Genomic DNA, 26,549 nt, shown 5'->3' with positions numbered 1-26,549 from the left:
CACCCGTGCGGAATCCACGGATCTGCGCAATCGGCATGACGAAGATCAGCACTGAGCGCGAAACCCGTGTAATGATGGCGATCCAGCGTCCTTGGCCCCCGCAAGGAGGTTCCGTGACCCGACCCGACGAGGCGGCCCGAGCATCCGGTCGTGAGCCGATCCGCGTGATGATCGTCGATGATCATGCGCTGATCCGCCGCAGCCTGGAACTGGCACTGGCCGCGGAGCCGGACATCGAGGTGGTCGGCGAGGCGAGCGACGGGCAGGAGGCGGTCGGCCTGGCCGACCGCCTTCTGCCGGACGTCGTCCTGATGGACGTCCGGATGCCGCGGCAGGACGGGATCGGGGCGACCAGGAGCATCAAGGAGTCTGTGCCGAGCACTCGGATCATCATGCTCACGGTCAGCGACGAGGAGGAGGACCTCTTCGAGGCGATCAAGGCGGGCGCGACCGGCTACCTGCTCAAGGATGTGCAGATCGACGAGGTGCCCGACGCCGTGCGCGGCGTGCACGAGGGTCAGTCGCTCATCAACCCGGCGATGGCCGCCAAGCTGATCAGCGAGTTCGCCAACATGAGCCGCAAGGAGGCGGAGCGGCCGCCGCAGCTGCCGGTGCCCCGGCTGACCGACCGGGAGATGGAGGTCCTCAGGCTGGTCGCCAAGGGCATGAACAACCGGGAGATCGCCAAGGACCTGTTCATCTCCGAGAACACGGTGAAGAACCACGTCCGCAACATCCTCGAGAAGCTCCAGCTCCACTCCCGCATGGAGGCGGTCGTCTACGCCGTGCGCGAGCGTCTTCTGGAGATCACCTAGCGAGCTCGGCGCGCAGGGGCCCTTCGAGCGCGGGTGAGGTCACCCGCTCCACTCGGACGTCCGTGCAGCCCACCCAGCTCGCCGCCTCCCAGAGGGCGTCGCTCATCGCGGCGGCCACCTTGGCCGGGCCGCCGTTGCCCGGTTCGAATCCGACCTGACGGGCGATCAGGGTCGCCCCCTCCCGTGCCGGGTCGACCCGGCCGATGATCCGCCCGCCGGCGAGCACCGGCATCGCGAAGTAGCCGTGGATCCGCTTGTCCTTCGGCACGTAGGCCTCCAGGCGGTGGTTCAGCCCGAAGATCCGCTCTGCGCGCGCCCGCTCCCAGATCAGCGAGTCGAAGGGGGACAGCAGCGTCGTGCGGTGGCGGCCGCGGGGCTCCGACTCCAGGGCGGCCGGGTCGGCCCACGCGTTCGGCGCGGAGGAGGCGCTCTCGCCACGCCTGGCCCGCGGTGACGGCCACCCGGCGACGTGCACCGGCACCAGACCGGCGGCCCCGCTCAGGAGGGCGTCGTCCAGCAGCGCGGCGTACTTGCCCTTCACCCGGGTGAAGTCGACCAGGTCGGCCCGGGTCGCCACGCCGAGGGCGCGCCCGGCCACCGAGGTGAGACCCGTGACGCCCTCGGCGTCGGGAAGGTCGTCGGCCAGGAGCTGCTCGGGGATCACCCGCTCGGCCAGGTCGTAGACCCGCCGCCAGCCGATCCGCCTGGTGCAGACGACCTCGCCGATGTCGAGGAGGAACTCAATGGCGATCTTCGAGTCGGACCAGTCCCACCATCCGGCCGGCTCTGTCGTGCCGGAGGCGCCGAGGTCGACCCGGGCGCCGCCGATGTCGCCGGTCATGAGCGGACCGTCGGCGCGGACCTGCTCGAGGAGCTTGTCCACGATGGGCGGCACCTCGTGCCAGCGGTACCGGCGATCGCGGTAGGCCCGGCGGCGGAAGCCGTACAGGGGCCAGTCCTCCAGCGGGAGGATGCAGGCGGCGTGGCACCAGTACTCGAAGGCGCGCGCCGGATCGCGCCAGTAGGCGCGCTCGACGGCGGCCCGGCCGACGGCCCCGAGCCTCGCGTAGGCGATCAGCTCGTGCGAACGGGCGAGCACGGAGATGGTGTCGAGCTGGACGGCGCCCACCCGGCGGAGCATGGCGGGCACGCCGCCTGTCCGCGAGCCGGCGCCGAGGAACCCCTGGGCGCGCAGGATGATGCGGCGGGCCTCGTCGGCGGTCAGGTCGGTCACACCGCAGATGCTAGACGGCGTGACCGACAAAACGCTTACAGCGGTTTCCGCCGCTGGAAACGGATGATCAGTGCCGCTGCTCGAAGGGCGAGTGGTGCTCCAGAGACGGCATGTCGCGCGGGGCGTCGACGATCACGTCGGAGAAGATGTCGAACGCCAGGGCGAGCAGGCCGCCGATCGCGACGACTCCCACACCGACCCAGAAGAGGAACCAGTCGGGCCCGATGGTGAGGGCGACCCCGCCCACCGTGAAGCCGATCAAAATCACGGTGACCGCCAGCCAGGACTTGGCGCTTCCGCCGTGGCTGCCTTGATGTGCGCTCTCTGCCATACCCGATTTCTACCTGATGAACGTCTCGGTCCGCACACTGGGGGAACCTGGGACGCCGTTTTCCCGTTGAGAACAAGCGACCGGGGACGCGCCGCTCCGTCCGGTTGCCGGTGGCTGTGTCTGGTGATGGAACCGCCTACGATGGCAGCGGGGAAGTATCTCGTCCTCAGACCCCGGCCGACCCGCCGGGGTGGACCTGCGAGGAGCTCACGAAAGTGCCTGCAATTCTTGACAAGATCCTTCGCGCGGGCGAAGGCAAGACTCTGCGTAAGCTCAAGCGCATCGCCGAGCAGGTCAACTCGATCGAAGACGACTTCAAGAGTATGTCGGACGCCGAGCTGCGCGCGCTCACCGACGAGTACAAGCAGCGTCACGCCGAGGGGGAGTCGCTCGACGACCTGATGCCGGAGGCCTTCGCCACGGTGCGCGAGGCCGCCCGCCGGGTTCTCGGCCAGCGGCACTTCGATGTGCAGATCATGGGCGGCGCCAACCTGCATCTCGGCAACATCGCCGAGATGCGCACCGGTGAGGGCAAGACCCTCACCTGTACGTTGCCGGCCTACCTGAACGCCCTGTCCGGCAAGGGCGTCCACGTCATCACGGTCAACGACTACCTGGCCAAGCGCGACGCGGACACCATGGGCCGCATCCACCGCTTCCTGGGCCTCGAGGTCGGCGTGATCCTCGCCAACATGGCTCCCGACGAGCGGCGCAGGCAGTACAACGCGGACATCACCTACGGCACGAACAACGAGTTCGGCTTCGACTACCTTCGCGACAACATGGCCCAGCAGCAGGAGGAGTGCGTCCAGCGCGGTCACAACTACGCGGTCGTGGACGAGGTCGACTCCATCCTCATCGACGAGGCGCGGACCCCGCTGATCATCTCGGGCCCCGGCGAGCAGTCGGGCAAGTGGTACACCGAGTTCGCCAAGATCGTCCCGAGACTGCGCCGCGGCGCCGAGGGCAAGGACGGCGAGGAGGGCACCGGCGACTACGTCGTCGACGAGAAGAAGCGCACGGTCGGCGTCCTCGAGTCCGGCGTCGACCGCGTCGAGGACGTCCTCGGCATCGACAACCTGTACAAGCCCGAGCACACCCACCTCGTGCAGTTCCTCAACAACGCCATCAAGGCGAAGGAGCTGTTCAAGAAGGACAAGGACTACATCGTCGTCGACGGCGAGGTACTGATCGTCGACGAGTTCACCGGGCGCGTGCTGCACGGCCGCCGGTACAACGAGGGCATGCACCAGGCCATCGAGGCCAAGGAAGGCGTGCACATCAAGGACGAGAACCAGACTCTCGCCACGATCACGCTGCAGAACTACTTCCGCCTCTACTCCAAGCTCGCCGGCATGACCGGTACGGCGGCGACCGAGGCCAACGAGTTCCACCAGACGTACAAGCTGGGCGTCGTCCCGATCCCGACCAACCGCCCGATGATCCGCAAGGACCAGGCGGACGTGGTCTACAAGACCGAGGACGCCAAGTTCCAGGCCTGCGTCGACGACATCAAGGAGCGGTACGACAACGGTCAGCCGGTCCTGGTCGGCACGACGAGCGTGGAGAAGTCCGAGAAGCTCTCCCGGATGCTCAAGCGCCAGGGCGTGCCGCACGAGGTGCTGAACGCGAAGAACCACGCGCGTGAGGCCGCGATCATCGCCGAGGCGGGCCGCAAGCACGCGGTGACGGTGGCCACCAACATGGCCGGCCGTGGCACCGACATCATGCTCGGCGGCAACCCCGAGTTCCGCGCCGACCTCGAGTTGCAGCAGCGCGGTCTGTCGCCGTCGGAGACTCCGGAGGAGTACGAGAAGGCCTGGCCCGAGGCCCTCGAGAAGGCCAAGGACGACGTCAAGGCCGAGCACGAGGAGGTCGTCTCCGCCGGCGGCCTCTACGTCCTGGGCACCGAGCGGCACGAGTCGCGCCGCATCGACAACCAGCTGCGCGGTCGTTCCGGCCGTCAGGGCGACCCGGGCGAGTCCCGGTTCTACCTGTCCCTCGAGGACGACCTGATGCGCCTGTTCAACTCGGCCAGGGTCGAGATGATCATGACGCGGCTCAACATCCCGGACGACGTGCCGATCGAGTCCGGCATCGTGTCGAAGGCCATCGCCTCCGCCCAGCACCAGGTCGAGCAGCAGAACTTCGAGATCCGCAAGAACCTCCTCAAGTACGACGAGGTGATGAACCGCCAGCGCAAGGTGATCTACGGCGAGCGTCTCCGCGTGCTGGAGGGGGCCGACCTCCACGACCAGATGCGCACGTTCGTCACCGACGTGGTCGACGACTACGTCAAGGGCGCGACCGGCGAGGGCTTCGCCGAGGAGTGGGACCTCGACAAGTTGTGGGAGGCCTTCAGGAGGCTCTACCCGATCTCGGTGACCGTCGACCAGCTCGTCGAGGAGGCGGGCGGCGCCCGCGAGGACGTCGGCGCCGACCTGATCGCGGAGAAGGTCAAGGAGGACGCGCTCACGGCCTACGACCGGCGCGAGGAGGAGATCGGCTCCCAGCCGCTGCGCGACCTGGAGCGGCAGATCATCCTGCACGTGCTCGACCGCAAGTGGCGTGAGCACCTCTACGAGATGGACTACCTCCAGGAGGGCATCGGCATGCGCGCCTATGCCCAGAAGGACCCGCTGATCGAGTACCAGCGTGAGGGCTTCGAGATGTTCTCCGCGATGCTCGACGGCATCAAGGAGGAGTCGGTCGGCTTCCTGTACAACCTCGAGGTGCAGGTCCAGTCGAACCCGATCGTGGAGGAGAACGCCGAGGAGGACGTGGCGGTCGCCGAGGCCGGCGCCATCATCGCCCAGGCGCTGCGCGGGCCCGCCCGGCCCGCGGAGATGGTCTACTCCGCACCGGGGGAGAGCGGCGAGGTCGAGGTCAGCCGCGTCCGCTCCACACCGGAGCAGCGCGCCGCGTACGGCAACGTCGAGCGCAACGCGCCCTGCCCGTGTGGCTCGGGCAAGAAGTTCAAGCGGTGCCACGGCGATCCTCGCAACGCCCAGGCGTGACGTAGTGCGCCGAACCCCCGCCGGGCCGGTCCCGGCGGGGGTTCGCCGTCTCCGGGCGCCCTTCACGGCGTCCGGGGGAGGCTTCAAGCGGTCTCGAAGTCGGTGACCAGCCACTGCACGCCGAAGCGCTCGAGACGCAGGGCCAGCACGCGGCTGCGGTCGCCGCAATGGACGAGCACGCACATCTCGACGACGCCCTCGACGGGCTGCTGGACGTGGGGCAACCCCACCATCGGCGGCCGCTGGGTGTCGATCATCTTCCCGGCCCGGACCAGCCCGCGGTAGGCCCGCTCCGACAGCCGGTTCTGGACCGACTCAGGCGGCCGGCGACCGGCGAGGATCTCGGCCATCGCCTGTCCCAGGCCGCGCAGCCGCCGTTCGTCCGGGACGGATCCCCTCGGGGAGAGGATGAGCGCGCCGCGGGGACCGGACGTCCCCTCTCCGGGATCACGGGTGTCACGGGGCTCCGCGGGCTCTCGCGCCAGGGCCAGCGAGCCGTACGTGGCGGGGCCCGCGTACGGGCCGCGCTCGTCGTCGTACGGAGGGTCCGCCGGGGGGACGGAGGCGAGCCTCGGCAGGGGGATCGGCTTGCGCATCGGGACTCCCTTGTCGTCGTCTGACCTGACCCCTAATAGAGGTTCCGGTCCGGCGGGCTGATACAACGGCCGCCAACTTTGCCGATCAAGAGGTCGTTATGGGGGCCTTCGCTGGAGAAGATTCCCGCGGGTTGGATCCTGCGGCGGGCGCGTCCCGGCCGTTACGGACCCAAGGGCGGGATGTTTCCCACCGGCCGGAACGGTGCCGCGGGCACAGGATCGGCTCCGGAAAAGCGCAAGGGGCGCCCGGGATCACCGGGCGCCCCTTCCCCGATACGCGTCTGGGAGGATGACGCGGGGGTCTGTGAGGGTGGATCAGGCGCGGCTGGGGGTGGTCTCGGCGGTCTCACCCGCGTCCACGTCGGGCTCCGGCTCGCGGCCGGGGGTCTTGAGGTTCATCTTCTTGATCAGGAAGGTGAAGACCCCGTAGTAGACGAAGAAGTAGATGATGCCGATCACCATGATCAGAATGAAGTTGTGCGTGTTGTCCTTCGTCGCGTTGAGCCCGGCGTCGATGGCGCCCGCGGAGAAGCCGAAGCCCAGCCGGCCGTCGAGCGCCGCGACCACCGCCATCGAGATGCCGGTGAGCAGGGCGTGCGCGACGAACAGGATGGGGGCCACGAAGATGAACGCGAACTCGATCGGCTCGGTGATGCCGGTGACGAAGGAGATCAGCGCCGCCGAGATCATGATGCCGCCGACCGCCGCGCGGCGGTGGGGGAGGGCGGTGCGCCAGATGGCCAGCGCCGCCGCCGGGAGGCCGAACATCATGACCGGGAAGAAGCCCGCCATGAACGCGCCCGCGCCGTCCTGGCCGGCGAAGTAGCAGTTAAGGTCGCCCGCGGCCTGGGTGGCGCCCACGGTGCACTCGGGCACGGTGAACCAGACGATCGAGTTGACGAAGTGGTGCAGGCCGAAGGGGATCAGCGCCCGGTTGACCACGCCGTAGATGCCGGCGCCGACGGTGGAGTTGTCGGCCAGCCACTCACCGAAGCTGCTGAGACCCTGACCGATGGGCTGCCAGACCAGGCCGAAGATGACGGCGAGGATGAGCGCGGCGAGAGCGGTGATGATCGGCACGAATCGCCGGCCGCCGAAGAAGGCGAGCCAGGCCGGCAGTTTGATGCGGTAGTACCGCTGCCACAGGATCGCCGCCGTGAGGCCGATGAGGATGCCGCCCAGCACCCCGGTGGGGTTGGCCGAGGCGAGGTTGAGGGCCTCGGTGGGCTTGCCGTCCGCTCCGACGACGCTCTGGACCACCTTCGTGTGGACCGCGGAGTCGGCCGAGGCGTCGAAGAACATCAGGTGCGTGACCCGGTCCCAGACGAGGTAGCCGACCACGGCGGCCAGCGCCGTCGAGCCGTCGGAGCGCCGGGCGAAGCCGACCGCCACACCGACCGCGAACAGCAGCGGCAGGGCGTCGAAGAGCGCGCCGCCGGCGCCGCCCACCATCTGGGCGATCTTGTCGAGCGTCGCGTTGTCCGTACGGCCGAGCAGGTCGTCCTGTCCGATGCGGAGCAGGATGGCCGCGGCGGGAAGCGCCGCGATCGGGAGCATGAGCGAGCGGCCGATGCGGGACAGTACGGCCATCACGGCGGACTGGCGCGCTGGAGCAGCGGGCAGACCCGCGTCTGCGGACGAGGATGACATGGTGTCCTCCAGGAGTGGGGGTGCGGGAGGAGACCGCTAAGAGCGTCGGGTGGGGATCTCGAGGAGAGTCCGGAGCTGGTAGCGGTCGGCACGGTAGGTGGAGACCCCGAGTTCGGCGCAGACCCCGCCGGCGTAGGACCGGCGCTGCAGAAGCAGCACGGCCCCCCCGCGGGGCAGTTTGAGCAGGTCGGCGTCACTCGGATCGGCGATTCCGCCGTCGATGGTGAGCTCCCCGGCGTCCAGCACGAGCCCGTAGCGGGACTCGAGCAGGGCGTACAGGGATCGGCCGGACAGGTCATAGTCATCGAGATCGGGTGCGAGCACGACCGGGATGTGGGCGCGCTCGATGCTCAGCGGTTCCCCGTCCGCCGTGCGCAACCGCTCGATGAAGTGCACGGGGTCTCCCGGTTGTATGCCGAGTTCCCGTGCCAGATGCGCGCTGGCCCGGACCACACGCCGGTCCAGGTCGCGGGATCCCGGCTCCATGCCGCGTGCCCGCATGTCATCGCTGAAGGACGTGAGTTGGAGTGCGAGTTCGATCTTCGGGCGTGCGACGAACGTGCCCTTGCCGGGAACCCGGTGCAGGCGTCCCTCCGACACCAGGTGGTCCACGGCCTGCCGTACTGTCATACGGGACAGGCCGAAGCGCTGGCAGAGCTCTCGCTCTGAGGGGATCGCCGCGCCGATCGGCAGCTCGTTGCTTTCGATGAGGTCGAGCACGATCTCCCTCAACTGGAAGTACTTCGGCACCGGGCTGTCCGGATCGATCTGCGCCACTGATCCCTCCCCTCTCGTTCTGATCATGTGAAATAAGTTAAGGTTCTTACTGGTCTAGTCCGGACTAGACCATAGGCCGGAAATATGTGTCAATGAACGGGCCGGCGTCGGATCGATAACGGCCCCCATTCGCCAACGAGGATGAGCACCGGATGACGACGAAGATGCGCAGCGAGATCGCCGAGCAGCCGGCGGCGTTGAGGGCGACGATCGACGCCCTGCTGCCCCGGACCGACGAGATCCGGGCGCTGGCGCGAGACACCCGTCAGACGCTGTTCGTCGCACGCGGCACCTCGGACAACGCCGCGGTGTACGGCCGGTACCTGATCGAGGCCCGGGCGGGACGGCTGTCGGCCCTGGGCGCTCCCTCCATCGCCACGACCTACCGCCGCAAGCTCGATCTCGAGGGCGTGCTGGCCGTCGGGCTGTCCCAGTCGGGACGCACCGAGGAGATCGTCGAGACCATGGAGTGGGCCAAGGCGTGCGGGGCGAAGACCGTCGCCGTCACCAACGGCGGCGAGGACTCGCCGCTGGCCCAGGTCGCCGATCTCGCGCTGTGCACGCTGGCCGGTGAGGAGAAGGCGGTTCCCGCCACCAAGACCTACACCACCCAGCTCGCCGCCCTGGCCGTGCTGGCCCTGGGCCTCGGCGCCGACGTCGACCCCGGTGACCTGCGGCGGGTGCCCGACGCGGTCGAGAAGCTGATCTCCGACCCCGGTGACCTGCAGGCGCTCGTCGACGGGCTCGCCGACAAGCCCGGAGTGGTCGTCTCCGGACGTGGCCTGGCCTTCTCGACGGCGCTGGAGCTCGCCCTCAAGCTCAAGGAGGCGTGCTACCTGCACGCCATGGGCCTTTCCTACGCCGACCTGCTGCACGGCCCGATCGCGGTCGTCGACGAGGACACCCCGGCGATCCTGGTGGCGGCGGGCGAGGGCCCGACGCTCGCGGGCACGGTCGCCCTCGCCGAGCGCGTCACCGGCGCGGGCGCTTCGGCCTTCGGCGTCGGCGGCGGCACCGCGCTGGCCGCCGCGTCCACGGCCGCGTTGAACGGCCCCGATCTGCCGGAATGGGTGGCCCCGATGGGACTCATCGTTCCGGGACAGTTGCTGACCGAGGCGCTTGCGCGCAGGCTCGGTATCGACCCGGACGCACCCCGTGGTCTGAACAAGGTCACCCAGACCGACTGAACGGAGAACCCCCATGGCCGCAGACGCCGAGGCGATCGTCGCCGGACTCGGTGGCGCCGACAACATCATCGAGATCGAGCCGTGCATCACGCGGCTGCGCACCGAGGTGCATGACGCCTCCAAGGTCGACCAGGCGGCCCTCAAGGCGGCCGGCGCGCACGGCGTGATGGCCGCGGGCAACGTCGTTCAGGTCGTGGTGGGCCCCGAGGCCGACACCATCGCCAGCGACATCGAGGACATCATCGGCTGAGTCCGCCGTACGCGCGAGCCCGGGCTGATCGCCGGGCTCGCGCGGGCGCGGGCCCCGCGTCGCGGCGATCGGGCTCATGGCGGGCCGGGCGTCGCGCGCCGGAGGAAGGGCGCTTCACCTTGACGACTGTTCTCGCGCCGATGCCGGGCTCGGCCATCGGTCTGGCCGCCGTCCCCGACCCGGTGTTCTCCCAGGCCATGGTGGGGCCGGGGACCGCGATCGATCCCGAGCGGGCACCCGGCCAGGCCGTGGCCCCGATCACCGGCACGATCGTCAAGCTGCACCCGCACGCCTACGTGGTGGTCGGCGCGGACGGCCGAGGAGTCCTCGTCCATCTCGGCATTGACACGGTGCAGCTCAAGGGCGAGGGCTTCCGTCTGCTCGCCGCCGAAGGCGACCACGTCGAGGCGGGGCAGCCCGTCGTGAGCTGGAACCCGGCCGTGGTCGAGGCGGGCGGGCGCTCACCCGTCTGCCCCGTCGTGGCGCTGGACGCCGCAGCCGAGTCGATCACCGAGGTGGCCTCCGGCAGAGTCGAGGCCGGCGACGAGCTCTTCCAGTGGTCGTGATGCGGGCGGCCCTGTTCGATCTGGACGGCACGCTGATCAACACCGAGCGCCGCAGCCTCGCCATGTGGGCGATGTTGCTGGACAACCACGGTGTGGAACACGACCACGTGCTGCTGCGGCGGTTCATGGGCCGCAGGGGCGCCGACGTGCTGCCCGACTTCTTCCCTGACGGAGACGTCCGCGCCCTGCTGGACGAGGTGCACTCCTATCACGACCATCAGGGCCTGCCGGACGTCGTTCCCGTCCCCGGAGCCGCGGAACTGGTGCGCCGGGTGGCCGCCCACGGCTCGGCGATCGGACTCGTCACGTCGGCGGGCCGAGCGTGGGCGCGGGAGCGGCTCGCTCAGGTGGGGGTCGCCGACCTGGTCCAGACCATCGTGTCCGCCGAGGACGTCGTGGTGGGCAAGCCGGACCCCTCCGGTTACCTGGAGGCCGCCTTCCGCCTCGACGTCAAGCCCGGCGAGTGCGTCGCGTTCGAGGACTCGCTGGCGGGGATCGCCGCCGCGCAGGCGGCCGGCATGGCATGCGTCGGGGTGGCCACCACACACCGTCCCGATGAACTGTCGCACGCGGATCTGGTAATCAGCGATCTGTCGGGTATTGATTGGCCCTTGACAGGAATAGGCTGGTCTAGACCGCGTTATTAGGTTCGTTTGAAGGAGGAGATCGTGGCTGAGCGTAAGGTCAGCGTGGAGTCCGAGGTGGGGCTGCACGCCCGCCCCGCGGCGACGTTCGTGCAGACCGCGGCGAAGGCGCCGTTCGATGTGACCGTGGCGAAGGCGGGGGGCACCCCGGTGAGCGCGAAGAGCATCCTGTCCGTCCTGGCGCTGGACGTCAGGCAGGGCGAGTCCATCGTCATCTCGGCGGAGGGGGAGGGCGCCGACGAGGTGCTCGACCGGCTCGCCGAGATCGCCGCGGCCTCCTGACCCCATGGACCGGCGCGAGACGGGGCACCCCCTCTCGGAGTCCCAGGAGCAGGCTCCCCGGCTGCTCACGGGTACGGGCGTCAGCCCGGGCTCCGGGTACGGCCCCGCGTACCTCGTGATCGGAGACATCCCCGAGCCCGCGCCGGGATCGCGGCACGACGGCGACGCGCAGGCCGAGCGGGGCCGGGCCGAACAGGCGCTGGACGACGTGGCCGCCGACCTGGAGTCCAGAGGCGCCCGGGCGGGCGGCGAGGCCGAGGAGGTGCTCGGCGCGCAGGCCATGATGGCCCGCGACCCCGGGCTCGCCGAAGAGGTGGGCAGCCTGATCGCCGAGGGCGTCGCCGCTCCCCGGGCCGTCTTCGAGGCCTTCGGGAAGTACAGGGAACTGTTGTCGGCGGCGGGCGGATACCTCGGCGAGCGGGTCGCCGACCTCGACGACATCCGCGACCGGGCGATCGCCCTGCTCACCGGTCTTCCGCTGCCCGGCGTCCCCACCAGCGCCGCCAAGCCGTTCGTGCTGATCGCCAAGGACCTCGCCCCCGCGGACACGGCCCTGCTGTCCAAGGACGTCGTCGCCGCGTTCGTGACCGAGCAGGGCGGCCCGACGAGTCACACCGCGATCCTCGCCCGCTCGATGGGCGTGCCGGCGGTCGTCGGCTGTGCCGGCGCGACCGCCGTCGCGCAGGGCACGGCGGTGCTCGTCGACGGCGCGTCCGGGCGCGTACGGCTCTCGCCCGACGAGGGCGAGGTCGCGGCCGCGCGGAACGCCGACGAGGCCAGGCGGGCCGTGCTGTCGGCGGTCACCGGGCCCGGCGCCACCGCGGACGGCCATGCCGTACCCCTGCTCGCCAACATCGGCGGCCCGCGCGACCTCGACGCCGCGCTGGCGTCGGGCGCGGAGGGAGTGGGCCTCTACCGCACCGAGTTCCTCTTCCTGGACCGCGACGCGGCGCCCACGCCCGAGGAGCAGGAGGAGGCGTACCGGGCCGTCTTCGACGCGTTCCCCGGAGGACGCGTCGTGGTCAGGACCCTCGACGCCGGCGCCGACAAGCCGCTGGCGTTCCTGCCTCCGCACGGTGAGGAGCCCAACCCGGCGCTCGGCGAGCGCGGCGTCCGCCTGTTCCGGCGGTATCCGGACGTGATGACCGACCAACTCGGCGCTCTCGCGCGCGCCGCCGCGGGCACGTCCGCCACCGTGGAGATCATGGCTCCGATGGTGGCGACCGCGGAGGAGGCCGCGTGGTTCGCCCAGGCCTGCCGTACGGCGGGGCTGGAGAACGCGGGGATCATGATCGAGGTGCCGTCGGCGGCGATCAGGGCCGCCGACCTGATCGAGAGGGTCGACTTCTTCTCGATCGGGACCAACGACCTCACGCAGTACGCGCTCGCCGCGGACCGGCAGGTCAGCGAGGTGGCCGAGCTCCAGGACCCATGGCATCCCGCCGTGCTCGACCTCATCGGCATGGCGGCGTCGGCGGCCGCGGACGCGGGCAAGGGATGCGGGGTCTGCGGAGAGGCGGCGGCCGACCCGGTCCTCGCCTGCGTGCTGGTGGGCATGGGGGTGACGTCCCTGTCCATGGCGGCGCCCGCGCTGCCGCCGGTGCGGGCCGTCCTGGCACGGCACACGCGTGAGCAGTGCCGGCAGGCCGCCGCGGCCGCCCGGGCGGCGACGTCGCCCGCGGAGGCCAGGACCGCCGCCCGGGAGCGGCTTCCGGAGCTCGATTCCCTGGCGTTGTGAGCCGGGATCCACGCCGGGGACCTCCGTGTGGGGTCCCCGATGTGCGTTCGCGCACGACCGGCGCGGGAGCGCCGATAACGTAAACACATGCTAAAGCTGCGGTCTGGTGCGGTTGGTCTGGCGGCTCTTCTGGTGACCGGGTGCTCGGCCGGGCTGGGAGCCACCGCGCCGTCGTCTCCGGCCGCCGCGCCCTCCGGATCTCCGGCCGCCCCCTCGCCCTCGCCTTCGCTTCCGCCGTCCCCGGCCGTGAGCCCCGCGCCGTCACCGGGGGACCTCGAGGCGACCGTGGCCGCGATGACGGACGAGGACAAGGTCGGGCAACTGCTGGTGGCCGTCGTGTACGGCCAGCGGGCCGACTCCGCCAGGAAGGAGAACCAGGCCAGATACGGCGTCGGCACCCCGGTCGAGGTCGTGCGGAAGTACCGGCCGGGCGGCGTGATCCTGTTCAACTGGGCGGACAACGTCTCCAGCGCCAAGCAGGTCGCCGCGCTCACCACGGGGCTTCGCGAGGCCTCGGAAACCCCTCTGATGATCGGGGTCGACCAGGAGAACGGCCTGGTGTCCCGGCTGTCCCCGCTCATCACCGAACTGCCCGGGGCCATGGAGATCGGCTCGACCGGCGATCCCGCCAACGCGCGTGACGCCGCCCGGGTGACCGGCGAGGAGCTCAAGGCGCTCGGCATCTCGGTCGACTTCGCCCCGGTCGCCGACGTGAACATCAACCCGCGCAATCCGGTGATCGGGCCGCGGGCCTACGGGTCCGACCCGCGGAAGGTCGCGGCCATGGTGGGGGCGGCCGTGGACGGGTTCCACGACGCGGGCGTCGCCACCGTCGCCAAGCACTTCCCCGGCCATGGCGACACCTCGGTCGACAGCCACACCGGGCTTCCCGTGATCAAGCATTCGCCGGCGCAGTGGGAGAAGCTGGACGCGCCGCCGTTCCGTGAGGCCATCGAGCGCGGCGTCGACGCGATCATGACCGCCCACGTCGTGATGCCGGAGCTCGACCCCTCCGGAGATCCCGCGACCCTCTCGCACAAGATCCTCACCGGCCTGCTCCGCGACAAGCTGGGCTTCGACGGAGTGGTCACCACCGACGCGCTCGACATGGCGGGCGTCAGGAAGAAGTACGGCGACGCCGAGGTGGCCGTGCGCTCGATCCTCGCCGGCGCCGACGTGCTGCTGATGCCGCCCGACTTCCCCACGGCGTACAAGGCGCTGCTCAAGGCCGTCCAGACGGGGCGCATCACCGAGCAGCGGCTCGACGAGTCGGTCCTGCGCATCCTGCGGCTGAAGAAGTCCCGCGGCATGTTCGGCCCGATCGAGACCGATCCCGGTGCGCTGAAGTCGAGCGAACACCTCCGGGTCGCCAAGCGGCTCAAGGCGGCCGCGCGCTGAAAGGTTCGCTCCCGGCGGTGACCCGCATATCCTGTAACGCGTGTCAACGGGAGGTGCCGTGCTTAAGGGCGTGCTGATCGACTGGGGCGGTGTCCTCACCACGAGCCTGGGCGACTCCATCGTGCAATGGCTCGAAGCCGACCGGATCGACTCCTCGCACTATCGGGGCGTCATGAGCGAGCTCGTCATGCACGCGTACAACGCGGGTGGCGACGGGGAGAACCCGATTCACGCGCTGGAGCGCGGGGAGGTCTCCGCGGCCGAGTTCGAGCGGGTCCTGGCCGCCCGGCTGCTGACGGTGGACGGCGTGCCCCCGGAGGCGGACGGGCTGCTCACCCGCATGTTCGCCGGGTTCCGGCCGGTCGAGGAGATGAACGAGATGGTGCGGCTGGCCCGCGCCGCCGGGCTCGCCACCTGCCTGCTGTCGAACTCGTGGGCCAACGACTATCCCCGCGACGACTGGGACGCGCTGTTCGACGCCGTCGTCATCTCCGGCGAGGTCGGCATGCGCAAGCCTGAGCCGCGCATCTTCCACCACGCGCTCGGGCTGATCTCCCTCGAGCCTCGGCAGTGCGTGTTCATCGACGACATCGAGGCCAACATCGAGGCCGCCCGCGCCCTGGGCATCGTCGGCATCCATCACCGCGAGGCCGGCACCACGATCAGCGAGATGGAGAAGCTCTTCAGCCTGCCGTTCCGGGCGTGAGCCGGGAGGAAGTAGAGAAACACATGCGCGTGTACCTGCCGTGCACGCTCCCCGCGCTGGCCCGTGTGGTCGCCGCTGGAGAGCTGGGACCGGCCCCGCTGACCGGCTATGCCGTGACCCCGGCACTCGTCGAGTGGTACGTCTCGGGCGACACCGAGGAACTCGAGTACGTCGCGTTGACCGAGGCCGCCCGCGCGTCCCTGCGCATGCTGGCGGCCGACCGGGCGGACGGCGTCGAGGTCGCCCCGCGGCGGGTCGTCGTCGCGGCCGAGATTCCGGACAGCGCCGTGAACATGGGCACCGACCTGGAGGAACGCGCGCGCGTACGCCTGCTGAAGTCGGTGCCGATGGCCGAACTCGCGTCGATCCACGTCGACGACGTGTCCGCCGGCGCCGACGTCGAGGCGGCCATCTCCGCCCTGTCCGCCGCCGACCGCGGGGACGACGACGCGCAGTTCCTCGTGGACGGCGCGGAGGACCACGAACTGATGTGGTACGCCACGCAGGAAATCCCCGACTTGCTGAGTTGACCTCGCGCGTTCACGGACTTGTCGCAGGTCGCCCTTAAGCTCTAGAGCGATATGAGACACATAGTTTGGGACTGGAACGGCACGCTGTTCCACGACATAGACGCGGTGGTCGGGGCCACGAACGAGGTCTTCCTCCCCTACGGGCTCGCCCCCTTCGACGTGGAGTCCTTCCGCGAGGTCTACACCCGGCCGATCTGGGTGGCCTACGAGCGCATGCTCGGCCGCCCGCTCGACGAGGGGGAGTGGGAGCGGCTCGACGTCGCGTTCCACGAGCACTACCACCGGCTCATGCTGGCCTGTGAGCTGGCGAAGGACGCGCAGTCCTGCCTCCGGGAATGGGAGGGCTCCGGCCGGACGCAGTCGCTGCTGTCCATGTGGGCCCACGACCGGCTGGTTCCCAAGGTCGGCGAGTTCGGCATCGGCGAGCACTTCGCCCGGGTCGACGGGCTGCGCTCCGCATCGGGCGGCACCAAGGCCGAGCACATGGTCGCCCACCTGCGGGCTCTCGGGCTCGATCCGGAGACCGTGGTGGTCATCGGGGACAGCGTCGACGACGGGCACGCGGCCCAGCACGTCGGCGCGCAGGCGATCCTCTACACCGGCGGCATGACCAGGCGGTCGGAGTTGGAGGCGCTGGGCTTCCCGGTCGTCGACTCGCTCGCCGACGCTCTCGGCAGGGTCGTCTGACCTGCGACGGGCCGCCGCCCGTTCTCCTTCGCACCCCTGGGCGATCTCGTGCGTGACCAAGGGTGTGAGATCGGGCCGGGTGGCTACAACCTCGGTATGACAGGTCCTCATGACCGGGTGATAGTCGTACCCTTGGGCACGAGCCATGCCGAATCCCCCACGGAGGCCGCTATCAACCGTCTCGTCCTCTGGAACGTCGATCTCACGCTCGTCGACGCGACCATCGTCACCCGCGAGGCCTACGCGGACGCGTTCCGGATGGTGACCGGCCGGCCGCTGGTCAAGCTCGCCCCGGCCATGGGCCGTCCGGACTCCGAGATCATCTTCGAGACGCTGGCAATCAACGGCATCGTGGTCGAGGACCGGCACCTGCCCGAGTTCCTCGACGCGCTCGCCGTCAGCTTCGCCGCCAAGCACAAGCGCCTGGCGAAGGAGGGGCGGATGATGCCCGGCGCCAAGGACGCGCTCGCCGCCGTCTCCCGGCTCGGCGGGGCCGTCCAGTCCGTGCTGACCGGGACCATCAAGGGCAACGCCGTCCACAAGCTGACGGCGTTCGGCCTGAACAAGTGGGTCGACTTCGAGGTGGGCGGATACGGCGAGGAGGTCTATCCCAAGGCGACCCTCCTCCAGGTGGCACAGGGAAGGGCCAAGGCCAAGTACGGCGAGCCCTTCACCGCGCAGAACACCGTCCTGATCGGCGACTCGACCCGCGACGTGCAGGCGGCCAGGATCGGCGGGGCCGCGGTGATCGCCGTCGCGTCCGGCCGCTCCATGGCGGCCGAGTTGCACGAGGCCGGCGCCGACATCGTGCTCCCCGACCTGACGAACGCGTCGGAGGTCGTGGCCGCCGTCGCGCGCCTCACCAGCCCCGCCGACCGCAAGGCCGGCTGAGCGGGGTCACAACGCGTCGAGGAAGCGCGCCGCCGCGGGTGCGGCGACGGCCGCGCCGGTGCCGGCGCCCTCGACGATGACGGCGAACGCCAGATCCTTCCGATAGCCGATGAACCACGAGTGTGTGGGGGGCTCCGCGCCCGAGCCGTACTCCGCGGTGCCGGTCTTGCCGGCCGTACCCGAGGGGAAGGCGACGCCGCTCGCGGTGCCCTCGCTGACGACGGCGGGCATGAGCCGTCGCAGCGCCGTGACCACGCCCGGTTCGAGCCTGCGCGGAGCGGACGCGCCGGCGGGCACGAGGGAGGCGGGGACGAGACGCGGCTGCCGCCACGTGCCGTCGGCGATGGCCCCGGCCACGGCGGCCATGTTGAGCGGGCTCGCGAGCACCCGGCCCTGGCCGATGGCCGCCGACGCGAGGTCGGTCGCGCCGTTCGGCGTGGGGAAGGCGGCGTCGACGGCCGGCACTCCGATCTTGATACGCGCGCCGAAGCCGAAGTCGGCGGCCACCTTGCTCAGGCGGCTCGGGCCGAGCCGGTCGACCGCCATGGCGCCGAACGTCGTGTTGCACGAGTGGGCGAAGGCGTCGACGAAGCGCAGCGTGCCGTAGTCGTGGTGCTCGGCGTTGTGGAACGCGAAGCCGCCGATCGTCTGTTCGGCGGGGCACCGCACGGTCTGCCCGGCGGTGACACCACCCGCGACGAGGGCGGACGCGGTGACGACCTTGAAGGTGGAACCCGGGGGATAGGCCCCGAGCAGTGCCCGGTTGTAGCCGCCGGGCTTGTTGACCACGGCGAGGATCTCTCCCGTCGAGGGCCGCAGCGCGACGAGCGACGCGGGCTTGTCGACGCCTTCGAGCGCGTGTGCGCCGGCTTCGTGGACCTTCAGGTCGAGCGTGGTGGTCAGCGGCTTGCCCGGGCGCTCCGCATGGCGGGCGACCGTCGACACTGTCGTGCCGGCGGCCGTGTCGACCAGGTCGATCTGCGACGACGGCCCGCCCGCGAGGCGTGAGGCGTACTGCTTGCGCAGCTCCTCGACGATCTGCTGGACCGAACCGGGCGAATCCGGTGTGTCGATCCTGGTCCCGTCGGCGGCGGTGACGGGAGCCGGATCGGCGCGCCGTGTGGTCAGCGTGAAGCGGCGCCCGTCGGTGAGCAGCGGATGGATCGCGGCCGGAGTCCAGGCGACGCGCCAGGCCCGGTCGCGCTCCACCAGTCGGAGGGTGCCGTCGTAGGAGAACCCGACGGGGCCGGTCAGTGTGGCGTGGAATCCGACGGTTCCCTTGGAGACGCGGGTGACCTGGAACCGCTGCGAGGAGAGCTTCAGGTCGTCGTGGAACGCGCGGTATCTGCTGTCGAAGTCGGCGGGAGGGTCGACCGTGAGCGCGCGCATCGCGGAGTAGTCCGACCGCGACCACGCCGCCAGGAAGCGGGCCGCCGTCTCTTCGGGTGAGCCCTTGGTCCGCAGTGCCCATATCACCCCGCCGGCGGTCAGGACCGGAACGAGCAGGACGGCGACCACGATGGGCCAGCGGCGCCTTCTCCGTGCTCCGTGCGGTGGTGGTGTGCGGCGCATGAGTTCCCCCAGGTGGTCGAGTGCTCGAACAGAGGAACAGATGCCGCGCCAATATGTCCAATATCGATATCGTTCTCCGATTAATAGGTATTTGCGTATCATTGCTGGTCATGGACCTCATTCGGCATCTCAGCCAGTTCCTGGTCCTCGCTGAAGAACTGCACTTCGGCAATGCCGCCGCGCGGCTGGGGCTGGCACAGCCGCCCCTCAGCCAGCGCATCAAGAGGCTGGAGGACGAGTTGGGAGTCAAGCTCTTCGAGCGGTCCAGCCGCCGGGTGACGCTGACGCCGGCAGGGCGGCTGCTGGTGCCGGAGGCGCAGGACCTCGTCGCCCGGGTGGAGCGGCTCCGCAACCTGATGACGGGATCGGCTCACGAGGACGGGACGACCGTCCGGATCGGCTTCCCCTCGGACCTCGGCGGCACCGTGCTCGCCGCGCTGATCGCCGCCTACCGGGCACGCCTCCCCGAGGTACGGCTGTCGCCGGCGGAGATGGGGACGGCCGCGCAGGTCGCGGCGCTCCTGGAGGGCGAGCTCGATGTGGGGCTGCTTCGCCATCCGGTCGCGGCGGCCGGGCTCGGGTTCGGGGCGATCCTGACCCAGCATCCGGGCGTCCTGCTCGCGGAGGACGACGAACTCGCCGCCTGGGCGACGGTCCACCTCGCGGACCTCGCCGGACGTGCGCTCGTCCTGTCCCCTCGCGAGGCGGAGCCCGGCCTGTACGACGAGACGCTGGCCGGCTGCAGACGGAACGGGTTCGTCCCCGCCGACGTCATCGCGGCGGGCACCGCCGAGTTCACGTTGGGACTCGTCCTGTCGGGCACGGCCGTCGCCTTCGGGCCACCGGCGGCGCCGCCGGGCACCGTGTGGCGGCCGCTCGCGGGAGCGCCGCTGGCCTGGCGTCTTTCCACCGCGTGGCGCGGGGAGCCCGCGCCGCAGGTCGAGGATTTCGCGGCGGTGGCTCTGCGGGTGCTCCGCGAGGACGCCGGACTGGTCGCCGAGGGTTCGGTCCCCGCACTCCGCGTGGCTCCGCGGCCGGCGACGGGATTCCTGGCATGAACGCGATCGAGCAGGTCCTCCGCTCCGCGGGGGTCATGGGCTGGATCCACGTGGCCGACATCGACTCGGGGAACGAGGTGGCGGTCCGCGCCGACGAGTCCGTGGTCCTCGCGTCCGTCTTCAAGCTCCCGCTGCTGCTGGCGCTGTACCGGCAGGCCGAGCGCGGCGTCGTCGATCTGTCGGACCCCGTCCGGGTGCCCGCGGACGGCAGGACGGCGGGCGGCACCGGGCTTTCCGCCATGAACGACGAGGTGGCGATGTCGTTGCGCGACATCGCCTACCTGATGATGGCGGTGAGTGACAACACTGCCGCCGACGTGCTGCTCGCCAGGGTCGGGCTCGACTCGGTCAACGCCCTGCTCGCCGAGTTGGGGCTGCCCGGCACGAAGGTGGTGCACGACTGCCGCGAACTGTTCGCCGGCATGATGAGGGACGCCGGCGTGGACGCCCCGGCGGAGCTCACCCAGGCGTGTGCCGACCCCGAGGTGGTCGCCCGTCTCGGCGCGCTCGTCCCCGGGCGGACCAACCGCGGGACCCCGCGTGAGATGACGCGGCTTCTCGGCATGGTGTGGCGTGACGAGGCGGCACGGCCCGAGTCGTGCGCCGCCGTACGGCGGTTGATGGGCCTGCAGGTGTGGCCGCACCGGCTGGCCTCCGGGTTCCCGTTCGACGACGTGGCCGTCAGCGGCAAGACCGGAACGCTGCCCACGATCCGCAGCGAGATCGGCGTCGTCGAGTATCCCGACGGCGGCCGTTACGCGGCGGCCGTCTTCACCCGCTCGCTCGGCACGGCCCAGAACCAGCCCCGTGCCGACGCCGCGATCGGGTCCGCGGCCCGGATCGCGATCGACCACCTGAGGGCGCACACATGAGGGGGCCCGTTTCTATGTGGGCGGTGACGGTGACATCCGGCGTCCGCGTCGTAAGGATGGACACATGGTTGAGGAAGGCGCTCTGCTCTGGGAACCCACGCCGGAGATCGTCCGTGACGCCCGGGTGACTCGCTTCGCGGACTGGCTCGGCCGGTCCGGGACGTACGAGGACGTGTGGAAGTGGTCGGTCGACCGTCCGGCCGACTTCTGGACGTCGGTGTGGGACTACTTCGGCGTCGTGGGGGAGCGTGGTGACGGGCCCGTCATCAGTGGAACGATGCCGGACGTCCAATGGTTCGCCGGAGCCTCGGTCAATTACGCCGCAAACGCCCTGCGTGGCGACGCCGACCACCTTGCCGTGATTTTTCGCGATGAAGCGGGAAATCGGCGGACGTACACGCGCGGGCGACTGCGCGACGAGGTCGGCAGGGTGCGCGGCGGGCTGGAGAGGCTCGGCGTGGGGCGCGGCGACCGGGTGGCGGCGTACGTCCCCAACATCCCCGAGGCGCTGATCGCCTTCCTGGCCACCGCCTCGCTGGGGGCGATCTGGTCCTCGTGCTCGCCGGACTTCGGCGCGCCGAGCGTCATCGACCGGTTCACCCAGATCGAGCCCAAGGTGCTCATCGCGGTCGACGGGTACCGGTACGGCGGCAAGGCCTTCGACCGCTCGGGCGTCGTCCGCGAGATCGCGGCCAAGCTGCCCACCCTCGCCGCGACCGTGTGGATCCCCTACCTGGACGCCGAGGCGCCCGCGCCCGAAGGTGACCTGAGCTGGGACGACCTCCACGGCGAGGCCGGCGAGCTCACGTTCGAGCCGGTTCCGTTCGGGCACCCGCTGTGGGTGCTGTACTCGTCGGGGACGACCGGCCTGCCCAAGCCCATCGTGCACGGGCACGGCGGGATCGTGCTCGAGCACCTGAAGTCGCTCTCCTTCCACCAGGACCTGGGCGACGAGGATGTGTTCTTCTGGTACACCACGACCGGCTGGATGATGTGGAACTACCTCATCGGCGGCCTCCTCGTGGGCGCCACCGTCGTTCTTTACGACGGCAGCGCGGCCCATCCCGGGCCCGACGCCCTGTGGCGGCTGGCGGACGAGGAGGGGGTCACCTACTTCGGCACGGGCGCGCCGTACATCGTCGCCTCGATGAAGGCGGGGTTGCGGCCGACGGGCCTGGAGCGGCTGCGGGGGATCGGCTCGACCGGATCTCCGCTGCCCCCGGAGGGGTTCGCCTGGGTCTACTCCGACGTCAAGGCCGACGTCCAGCTCGGGTCGTTCTCCGGCGGCACGGACGTCTGCACGGGCTTCGTGGGCGGGGTGCCGTCGTTGCCGGTCAGGGCGGGCGTGATCCCGTGCCGGTGCCTCGGCGCGAAGGTCGAGTCGTTCGACCCGTCCGGTGCGTCCGTGATCGGCGAGGTGGGCGAGCTCGTGGTGACGCAGCCCATGCCCTCGATGCCGGTCATGTTCTGGAACGACCCGTCAGGCGACCGGTACCGCGAGTCGTACTTCGCCGACTATCCGGGCGTCTGGCGGCACGGCGACTGGATCAAGCTCGACGCCGACGGAAGCTGCGTGATCTACGGCCGGTCCGACTCGACCCTCAACCGGGGCGGCGTCCGGATGGGCACCAGCGAGTTCTACCGCGTCGTGGAGCGGTTCGACGAGGTCGCCGACAGCCTGGTGATCGACACCGGCCGGCTCGGCCAGGAGGGCCGGCTTCTGCTGTACGTCACGCTGGCCGAGGGGAGCACGTTCTCCGACGATCTCGTCGGCAGGCTCCGGACGGCCCTGCGGAGCGAGCTGTCCCCCAGGCACGTGCCCGACGAGATCCACGAGGTCCCCGGCATCCCCCGGACGTTGTCCGGCAAGAAGCTGGAGATCCCGGTACGGAAGATCCTTCTCGGCACGCCCGTCGAGCAGGCCGCCAACCCCGACGCCATGGCCAACCCGGAGGTCCTGCGTCACTTCGTCGGGCGTGATTGATCACGCGGGGGGGAAGCGGAGGGCAAGGGCGGGGCACATCTCAACGGCTCTGCGGGCCTCGGCACGCAGCCATGGGGGGACGCCGCCCTCCTCGATGGCGGGGAAGCCGTGCTGGTCGAGCTTGACCAGCCCGGGAGCCACGTGCGCGCAGAGCCCGTGGGCCTGGCAACGCGACCAGTCGACCATCAGCTCGGCCTCGCGCGTCTCGGCGGCCGGGAGGGGCAACATCTCGAGCACCGGCCGTCCGCAGGTCCCGTGGATGCGATGCTCCTCCACGTCGTCGGCGAACGCCTCGAGCGCCGACAGGACGAACCGGGCCGAGCCGTCGGGGTGGGAACACGCCCCACGCCCTCGTACGGCCGAGGCGGCCCGCCGTACGAGCTCGATGCCGTGCGTCGAGCCTCCCGACACCTCGGCCACGGCGCGGGCGAGGTCGGGCAGGCCGAGCCGGCAGGGCCCGCACTGGCCCGACGACTGCGCGGCCAGGTAGTTCGCGACGCGCAGGGTCTCCCCGAGAGGGCAGGTCTCGCCACCGAGCGGCACCACGATGCCCGCGCCCAGGGACCCGCCGGCCTGCGAGATGCCGCGGCGGGACACGACGGCCCCGTACGCCTGGGCGGCCGACAGCCAGGCGCCGTGGTACCCCCCGACCAGCACGCCGTCACCGACGGCCGCCTCGCACAGGTCGAGTACGGAGGCCAGGGGAACACCCGGCGTGACCTCGACGACGGCGGGGAAGACGGCCGAGCCGCCGACGGTCAGCAGGATCGTCCCCGGCTCCTGTACGGTTCCCACCGAGCCGTACACCTCGGGGCCCAGCTCCCCGAGGAGGGCGAGCTGGGCGAAGGTCTCGGTGTTCGACAGCAGGGTCGGCAGGCCGTCCACGCCGCTGTCGGAGGAGCGGGCCTTGCGCCCGGGCGGGATGCCCGCCTGGCCGTTCACGGCCTTGACGAGGGCGCCGCCCTCGCCCGAGATGAACCGTTCGGGGATGGCGGCGACGCGGACGGAGTCCTCGGCGCCCCGCTCGGCGACGGCGGACGTCATGGAGGCCACCGCCATGTCGCCCGCGGCCACCGCGACCACGACCTGCCGTGCGTTGAGCGCGCCCGCCGCCAGCAGGGCGCCCTCGAGGACGAGGTGGGGAGTCCGGGTGAGCAGCATCTTGTCCTTCACGCTGGCGGGCTCGCCCTCGGCGCCGTTGACCAGCACGACGGTCTCGGAGTCGCGGGCGCGGGCGGCGACCGCGCGCAGCTTGCGCGCGAACGGGAAGGCCGCGCCGCCGCGCCCCCGTAGGTCGACGTCCTCCGCCATCGAGATGAGCGTGTCGACGGACTCGGTGCCGAGCTCGCCGTGGATGGAGCGGTGGGCGTCGAGATCGAGCCGGCGATGCTGGTCGAGCCCGGCCGTGAGCCGTGCGGGGCCGAGCCGTCTGATCTGGGACACGCGGTAGGGAATCACACGATCCTCCGGAGTCTGGTGTCCTGTGACCGGCGCGCCGCCCGTCCGATCGGCGTCGCGTCCGTGCCGGTGCGGCCGAGCAGGGGAACCGGCTCCGGCATCGTCCGGGGAGTCTGCTCCGGGGACGACTCGGGTACGGCACGCGGCATCGGCTGCGTCTGCGTCATGTCGACGGCGTCGGCCACGCCCGTCTCGAGGGCGGGCCGGAAGGCGGCCATGACCCGGATCAGCAGGGCCGAGCCGGCGGCCACGAGACAGATCATGTAGCTCCAGCTCACCCATGCGGCCGGGGTCCGCCCGGCCATGAGGCCGTGGAGGATGGACAGCGGCCACGCCAGGTAGGCGAGGTCGTGCAGGACCCGCCACGTCCAAGGGCGTTCGGCCTGGGCGAAGCGGCCGCGCATCACGCCCGTCGCGACGATGACGATCATGAGGTCGGACGCCAGGGCGCCCATCCCGATGTACAGCGAGGTGCTGGGCAGGACCGAGCCGTACGCGGGGACGAGCCCGGCGGCGATCTTCATGCCGATGTGGGTGACCAGGAAGCCGACGCCGATCAGGGCGGCGGCCCGGTGCACGAGCTGGGCGCGGACGCGGTGGGGGATCGGCAGCACCACGCGATCGCTGGCGGCGAGCCCGAGGGCGACTGTCGTGGTGAGGGCGACCAGGGAGATGACACCCGCGTAGTAGGTGAGGAAGGACTGGGCCGCGTCCAGCAGCGGTGTGCCGATCCCGTTGTAGGCGGCGAAGAGCGCACCGGTCATGACCACGGTGACCGCGGCGCCCAGGCCTATGCGCACGCCCGGGTTGTTGAGATCCAGACCCTCGTCTGGCCGGGTGTGCCGTGGAGCCCGTCGGTGGGGCAAGGGTTCCTCCGTCGGAGAACTGTGATCGGTGTTCCGGCGATCTCGGGGTGGGGGACGAGGTCGCCGCGGGGGTGCGGGGCTCAGGACGCGGAAGGGTGCCGCTCCCCGTCCTCACGCGGGGTGGACCGCGAGGGATCGGACGGGGAACGGCACGTCCTGGGTTCCCGGGTGGCGCGATCAGCAGCGGCGCCCGCGGTTGATGCAGTTGACGACCGTGTTCATCAGGCGCGCCGGCATCACGTTCTCGAAGTCGGCGTGGTCGGTGATCGGGTTGTGCAGCTGTTCGGGGAAGGCGTCGACGGCGAACGACGCGCCGCGCGGCACCGAGTAGCCGAGTGTCATGCGCAGCTGCGGGATCGCCTTGGTCCCCGCGGCGCACCGGCCGTTGGCGGCGGGGAAGACGACGTGGGTCCGGTGGTTGGCGCTGTCGATGTTCGTGCCGTCCCAGCAGCTCGGGAAGTCCAGGACCCGCATCACCATGCTGCCTCTGGGGCAGAGGGGGTACTTGGTGGTGGTGCGGTTGGTGAATCCCGAGCAGGTCCACTGGGCGCGGGCGTTCGCGGGTCCGTTGGTGGCGGACTTGGCGTCACCGGTGATCAACCGGAGGAACCGCGGCATGGCCACGACCCGGCTGAACCGGTTGCCTCGGAACTGCAGCGTCACGACCTTCGGCAGGAGGATCGTCCCGACGTTGCCCTCCGCGCCGTGCCCCGGGTCCGCCGGGGCTGGGGCCGACGCCGACGCGGTGGGGGCCGGGGCCGCGTCCCCTGTGGCGGGGGCGGCCGGATCCGCCTCGGTGCCCGGCGACGTCGTCGCGTCATCCGGAGCGCCGGGCTCGGCCGCCGCGGGGTCAGCCGAGGCCTCGGCGCCCTCGACGGCCGCGGGGTCCGCCGGAGCCTCGGTGGCGGGAGGCGCGTCGGCCGCGGCCTCCTCAGCCTCGGCGGCCTCAGCCGCGGCAGCCGCGGCCTCCGCCTCCGCGCGGCTCTTGATGGCCGTCTCTCCGGTCCTGCTCCTCAGCACCGGCCAGAAGTAGGTGGACTTGTCGCCCAGGCGGCAGGTGGTGCCGCCCGCGGCGAGGCTCTCGTCCGTGGAGAACCCGTTGGTCGTCAGGTTGCCGACGTAGTCGTGGATGTGGTGTGCGCCGTTCGACACGCCGGGGGCGACGATGTGGTTGTCGGAGTTGTGATGGCCGTTCTCGTTGCGGCCGCAGCGGGAGATGAACGACCCGCGACCGGCGACGACGCCGGTGTTCCCGCGGGGGACCTTCCGGATGTCGACGAAGTCCTCCAGGAAGGGGCCGACGTCCTCGCACTCGTGTCCCTGCGCCGTGGGGTCGCAGTGGGCGGAGGCGGCGGGCACGTCGAGCCCCACGAGCGTGCTGCTCAGCAGGAGGGCGGCGCCGGCAAGCATCAGCCGTTTTCGCATGTTTGGTAGCTCCTG

At 70.8% G+C, this 26,549-nt stretch carries 25 protein-coding genes; 16 read left to right on the top strand and 9 right to left on the bottom strand.

Annotation, left to right across the window (positions count from 1 at the left end; translation table 11 throughout):
• Positions 1 to 113 precede the first annotated feature (113 nt).
• On the top strand, positions 114 to 815 hold the full coding sequence (locus tag Pph01_RS28530) for a response regulator (protein ID WP_203885051.1): 702 nt from the start codon (positions 114 to 116) through the stop codon (positions 813 to 815).
• Here the strand turns inward: Pph01_RS28530 and Pph01_RS28525 are convergent.
• Together Pph01_RS28525 and Pph01_RS28520 are read right to left on the bottom strand one after the other, a co-directional pair.
• Positions 808 to 2,049 carry a winged helix-turn-helix domain-containing protein gene (locus tag Pph01_RS28525; RefSeq protein ID WP_239117080.1) on the bottom strand — a complete coding sequence of 414 codons (1,242 nt, stop codon included), beginning with the start codon at positions 2,047 to 2,049 and terminating at the stop codon, positions 808 to 810. The genes Pph01_RS28530 and Pph01_RS28525 overlap by 8 nt on opposite strands.
• A gap of 67 nt (positions 2,050 to 2,116) precedes the next feature.
• Complete coding sequence (locus Pph01_RS28520) at positions 2,117 to 2,380, bottom strand: HGxxPAAW family protein (protein ID WP_204076246.1); 264 nt, start codon at positions 2,378 to 2,380, stop codon at positions 2,117 to 2,119.
• A gap of 215 nt (positions 2,381 to 2,595) precedes the next feature.
• Between Pph01_RS28520 and secA the strand changes: the two genes are divergently transcribed.
• Entirely contained in the window at positions 2,596 to 5,397 is a 2,802-nt protein-coding gene (secA, locus tag Pph01_RS28515; protein WP_204076245.1) for a preprotein translocase subunit SecA, read from the top strand.
• Between the two features lie 83 nt (positions 5,398 to 5,480).
• Here the strand turns inward: secA and Pph01_RS28510 are convergent, their stop codons facing one another.
• The 3 genes from Pph01_RS28510 to Pph01_RS28500 all read right to left on the bottom strand — a co-directional run bounded on the left by Pph01_RS28510 (position 5,481) and on the right by Pph01_RS28500 (position 8,447).
• Entirely contained in the window at positions 5,481 to 5,993 is a 513-nt protein-coding gene (locus Pph01_RS28510; RefSeq protein WP_204076244.1) for an Rv3235 family protein, read from the bottom strand.
• Between the two features lie 315 nt (positions 5,994 to 6,308).
• Positions 6,309 to 7,643, bottom strand: coding sequence for a PTS transporter subunit EIIC (locus Pph01_RS28505; RefSeq protein WP_204076243.1), 1,335 nt, complete (start codon positions 7,641 to 7,643; stop codon positions 6,309 to 6,311).
• Between the two features lie 36 nt (positions 7,644 to 7,679).
• The gene (locus tag Pph01_RS28500; RefSeq protein WP_204076242.1) at positions 7,680 to 8,447 is read right to left on the bottom strand and encodes a GntR family transcriptional regulator; all 768 of its coding nucleotides are present in this window, start codon (positions 8,445 to 8,447) and stop codon (positions 7,680 to 7,682) included.
• 125 nt (positions 8,448 to 8,572) lie between these two features.
• On the opposite strand from Pph01_RS28500, the gene Pph01_RS28495 reads away from it, so the two are divergent.
• The 11 genes from Pph01_RS28495 (at position 8,573) to Pph01_RS28445 (ending at position 17,299) form a co-directional block, all read left to right on the top strand.
• The gene (locus tag Pph01_RS28495; protein ID WP_204076241.1) at positions 8,573 to 9,607 is read left to right on the top strand and encodes an SIS domain-containing protein; all 1,035 of its coding nucleotides are present in this window, start codon (positions 8,573 to 8,575) and stop codon (positions 9,605 to 9,607) included.
• A 13-nt stretch (positions 9,608 to 9,620) separates the two neighbouring features.
• On the top strand, positions 9,621 to 9,857 hold the full coding sequence (locus Pph01_RS28490; protein WP_203956973.1) for a PTS sugar transporter subunit IIB: 237 nt from the start codon (positions 9,621 to 9,623) through the stop codon (positions 9,855 to 9,857).
• 119 nt (positions 9,858 to 9,976) lie between these two features.
• Positions 9,977 to 10,423: a PTS sugar transporter subunit IIA gene (locus Pph01_RS28485; RefSeq protein WP_204076240.1), complete on the top strand. Its 447-nt coding sequence runs from the start codon at positions 9,977 to 9,979 to the stop codon at positions 10,421 to 10,423.
• Complete coding sequence (locus Pph01_RS28480; RefSeq protein WP_204076239.1) at positions 10,423 to 11,070, top strand: HAD family hydrolase; 648 nt, start codon at positions 10,423 to 10,425, stop codon at positions 11,068 to 11,070. The genes Pph01_RS28485 and Pph01_RS28480 overlap by 1 nt, the downstream gene beginning before the upstream one ends.
• A 21-nt stretch (positions 11,071 to 11,091) precedes the next feature.
• Complete coding sequence (locus Pph01_RS28475) at positions 11,092 to 11,349, top strand: HPr family phosphocarrier protein (RefSeq protein WP_204076238.1); 258 nt, start codon at positions 11,092 to 11,094, stop codon at positions 11,347 to 11,349.
• 4 nt (positions 11,350 to 11,353) lie between these two features.
• Positions 11,354 to 13,087: a phosphoenolpyruvate--protein phosphotransferase gene (gene ptsP / locus Pph01_RS28470; RefSeq protein WP_204076237.1), complete on the top strand. Its 1,734-nt coding sequence runs from the start codon at positions 11,354 to 11,356 to the stop codon at positions 13,085 to 13,087.
• Positions 13,088 to 13,174: 87 nt separating this feature from the next.
• Positions 13,175 to 14,485 carry a beta-N-acetylhexosaminidase gene (gene nagZ / locus Pph01_RS28465; protein WP_204076236.1) on the top strand — a complete coding sequence of 437 codons (1,311 nt, stop codon included), beginning with the start codon at positions 13,175 to 13,177 and terminating at the stop codon, positions 14,483 to 14,485.
• Between the two features lie 40 nt (positions 14,486 to 14,525).
• Positions 14,526 to 15,191, top strand: coding sequence for an HAD family hydrolase (locus tag Pph01_RS28460; protein WP_239117079.1), 666 nt, complete (start codon positions 14,526 to 14,528; stop codon positions 15,189 to 15,191).
• Between the two features lie 23 nt (positions 15,192 to 15,214).
• Positions 15,215 to 15,721, top strand: coding sequence for a DUF6912 family protein (locus Pph01_RS28455; RefSeq protein ID WP_204076235.1), 507 nt, complete (start codon positions 15,215 to 15,217; stop codon positions 15,719 to 15,721).
• A 51-nt stretch (positions 15,722 to 15,772) separates the two neighbouring features.
• Positions 15,773 to 16,408, top strand: coding sequence for an HAD family hydrolase (locus tag Pph01_RS28450; RefSeq protein WP_204076234.1), 636 nt, complete (start codon positions 15,773 to 15,775; stop codon positions 16,406 to 16,408).
• 132 nt (positions 16,409 to 16,540) lie between these two features.
• Positions 16,541 to 17,299: an HAD family hydrolase gene (locus Pph01_RS28445; RefSeq protein WP_239117078.1), complete on the top strand. Its 759-nt coding sequence runs from the start codon at positions 16,541 to 16,543 to the stop codon at positions 17,297 to 17,299.
• A gap of 6 nt (positions 17,300 to 17,305) precedes the next feature.
• On the opposite strand, the gene Pph01_RS28440 is transcribed toward Pph01_RS28445, so the two are convergent.
• The gene (locus Pph01_RS28440; RefSeq protein WP_204076232.1) at positions 17,306 to 18,871 is read right to left on the bottom strand and encodes a penicillin-binding transpeptidase domain-containing protein; all 1,566 of its coding nucleotides are present in this window, start codon (positions 18,869 to 18,871) and stop codon (positions 17,306 to 17,308) included.
• A 110-nt stretch (positions 18,872 to 18,981) separates the two neighbouring features.
• On the opposite strand from Pph01_RS28440, the gene Pph01_RS28435 reads away from it, so the two are divergent.
• From Pph01_RS28435 to Pph01_RS28425, 3 genes are all read left to right on the top strand, one after another.
• Complete coding sequence (locus Pph01_RS28435; protein WP_204076231.1) at positions 18,982 to 19,929, top strand: LysR family transcriptional regulator; 948 nt, start codon at positions 18,982 to 18,984, stop codon at positions 19,927 to 19,929.
• Positions 19,926 to 20,801, top strand: coding sequence for a serine hydrolase (locus tag Pph01_RS28430; protein ID WP_204076230.1), 876 nt, complete (start codon positions 19,926 to 19,928; stop codon positions 20,799 to 20,801). Before Pph01_RS28435 ends, Pph01_RS28430 begins: the two co-directional genes overlap by 4 nt.
• Before the next feature lie 64 nt (positions 20,802 to 20,865).
• The gene (locus Pph01_RS28425) at positions 20,866 to 22,785 is read left to right on the top strand and encodes an acetoacetate--CoA ligase (protein WP_204076229.1); all 1,920 of its coding nucleotides are present in this window, start codon (positions 20,866 to 20,868) and stop codon (positions 22,783 to 22,785) included.
• Here Pph01_RS28425 and Pph01_RS28420 read toward each other — a convergent pair whose 3' ends face one another.
• From Pph01_RS28420 to Pph01_RS28415, 3 genes are all read right to left on the bottom strand, one after another.
• Entirely contained in the window at positions 22,786 to 24,228 is a 1,443-nt protein-coding gene (locus Pph01_RS28420; RefSeq protein ID WP_239117077.1) for an NADH-quinone oxidoreductase subunit NuoF family protein, read from the bottom strand.
• Between the two features lie 11 nt (positions 24,229 to 24,239).
• Complete coding sequence (locus Pph01_RS42930; protein ID WP_239117076.1) at positions 24,240 to 25,109, bottom strand: hypothetical protein; 870 nt, start codon at positions 25,107 to 25,109, stop codon at positions 24,240 to 24,242.
• Positions 25,110 to 25,286: 177 nt separating this feature from the next.
• Positions 25,287 to 26,534 (bottom strand): DUF1996 domain-containing protein, encoded by a 1,248-nt coding sequence (locus tag Pph01_RS28415; protein ID WP_204076227.1) that lies wholly within the window; start codon positions 26,532 to 26,534, stop codon positions 25,287 to 25,289.
• Positions 26,535 to 26,549: the final 15 nt, after the last annotated feature.

The sequence above is a fragment of the Planotetraspora phitsanulokensis genome, assembly GCF_016863295.1.
Taxonomy (GTDB): domain Bacteria; phylum Actinomycetota; class Actinomycetes; order Streptosporangiales; family Streptosporangiaceae; genus Planotetraspora; species Planotetraspora phitsanulokensis.
This window is presented reverse-complemented; position numbering and strand designations above follow the sequence as displayed.

Coding starts and splice junctions, on each gene's coding strand:
- Pph01_RS28425 (WP_204076229.1), top strand. CDS start 20,866: ATGGTTGAGGAAGGCGCTCTGCTCTGGGAACCCACGCCGGAGATCGTC.
- Pph01_RS28480 (WP_204076239.1), top strand. CDS start 10,423: ATGCGGGCGGCCCTGTTCGATCTGGACGGCACGCTGATCAACACCGAG.
- Pph01_RS28520 (WP_204076246.1), bottom strand. CDS start 2,380: ATGGCAGAGAGCGCACATCAAGGCAGCCACGGCGGAAGCGCCAAGTCC.
- Pph01_RS28455 (WP_204076235.1), top strand. CDS start 15,215: ATGCGCGTGTACCTGCCGTGCACGCTCCCCGCGCTGGCCCGTGTGGTC.
- Pph01_RS28415 (WP_204076227.1), bottom strand. CDS start 26,534: ATGCGAAAACGGCTGATGCTTGCCGGCGCCGCCCTCCTGCTGAGCAGC.
- Pph01_RS28505 (WP_204076243.1), bottom strand. CDS start 7,643: ATGTCATCCTCGTCCGCAGACGCGGGTCTGCCCGCTGCTCCAGCGCGC.
- Pph01_RS28430 (WP_204076230.1), top strand. CDS start 19,926: ATGAACGCGATCGAGCAGGTCCTCCGCTCCGCGGGGGTCATGGGCTGG.
- Pph01_RS28490 (WP_203956973.1), top strand. CDS start 9,621: ATGGCCGCAGACGCCGAGGCGATCGTCGCCGGACTCGGTGGCGCCGAC.
- Pph01_RS28495 (WP_204076241.1), top strand. CDS start 8,573: ATGACGACGAAGATGCGCAGCGAGATCGCCGAGCAGCCGGCGGCGTTG.
- Pph01_RS28440 (WP_204076232.1), bottom strand. CDS start 18,871: ATGCGCCGCACACCACCACCGCACGGAGCACGGAGAAGGCGCCGCTGG.
- Pph01_RS28510 (WP_204076244.1), bottom strand. CDS start 5,993: ATGCGCAAGCCGATCCCCCTGCCGAGGCTCGCCTCCGTCCCCCCGGCG.
- Pph01_RS28500 (WP_204076242.1), bottom strand. CDS start 8,447: ATGATCAGAACGAGAGGGGAGGGATCAGTGGCGCAGATCGATCCGGAC.
- Pph01_RS28450 (WP_204076234.1), top strand. CDS start 15,773: ATGAGACACATAGTTTGGGACTGGAACGGCACGCTGTTCCACGACATA.
- ptsP (WP_204076237.1), top strand. CDS start 11,354: ATGGACCGGCGCGAGACGGGGCACCCCCTCTCGGAGTCCCAGGAGCAG.
- Pph01_RS28435 (WP_204076231.1), top strand. CDS start 18,982: ATGGACCTCATTCGGCATCTCAGCCAGTTCCTGGTCCTCGCTGAAGAA.
- nagZ (WP_204076236.1), top strand. CDS start 13,175: ATGCTAAAGCTGCGGTCTGGTGCGGTTGGTCTGGCGGCTCTTCTGGTG.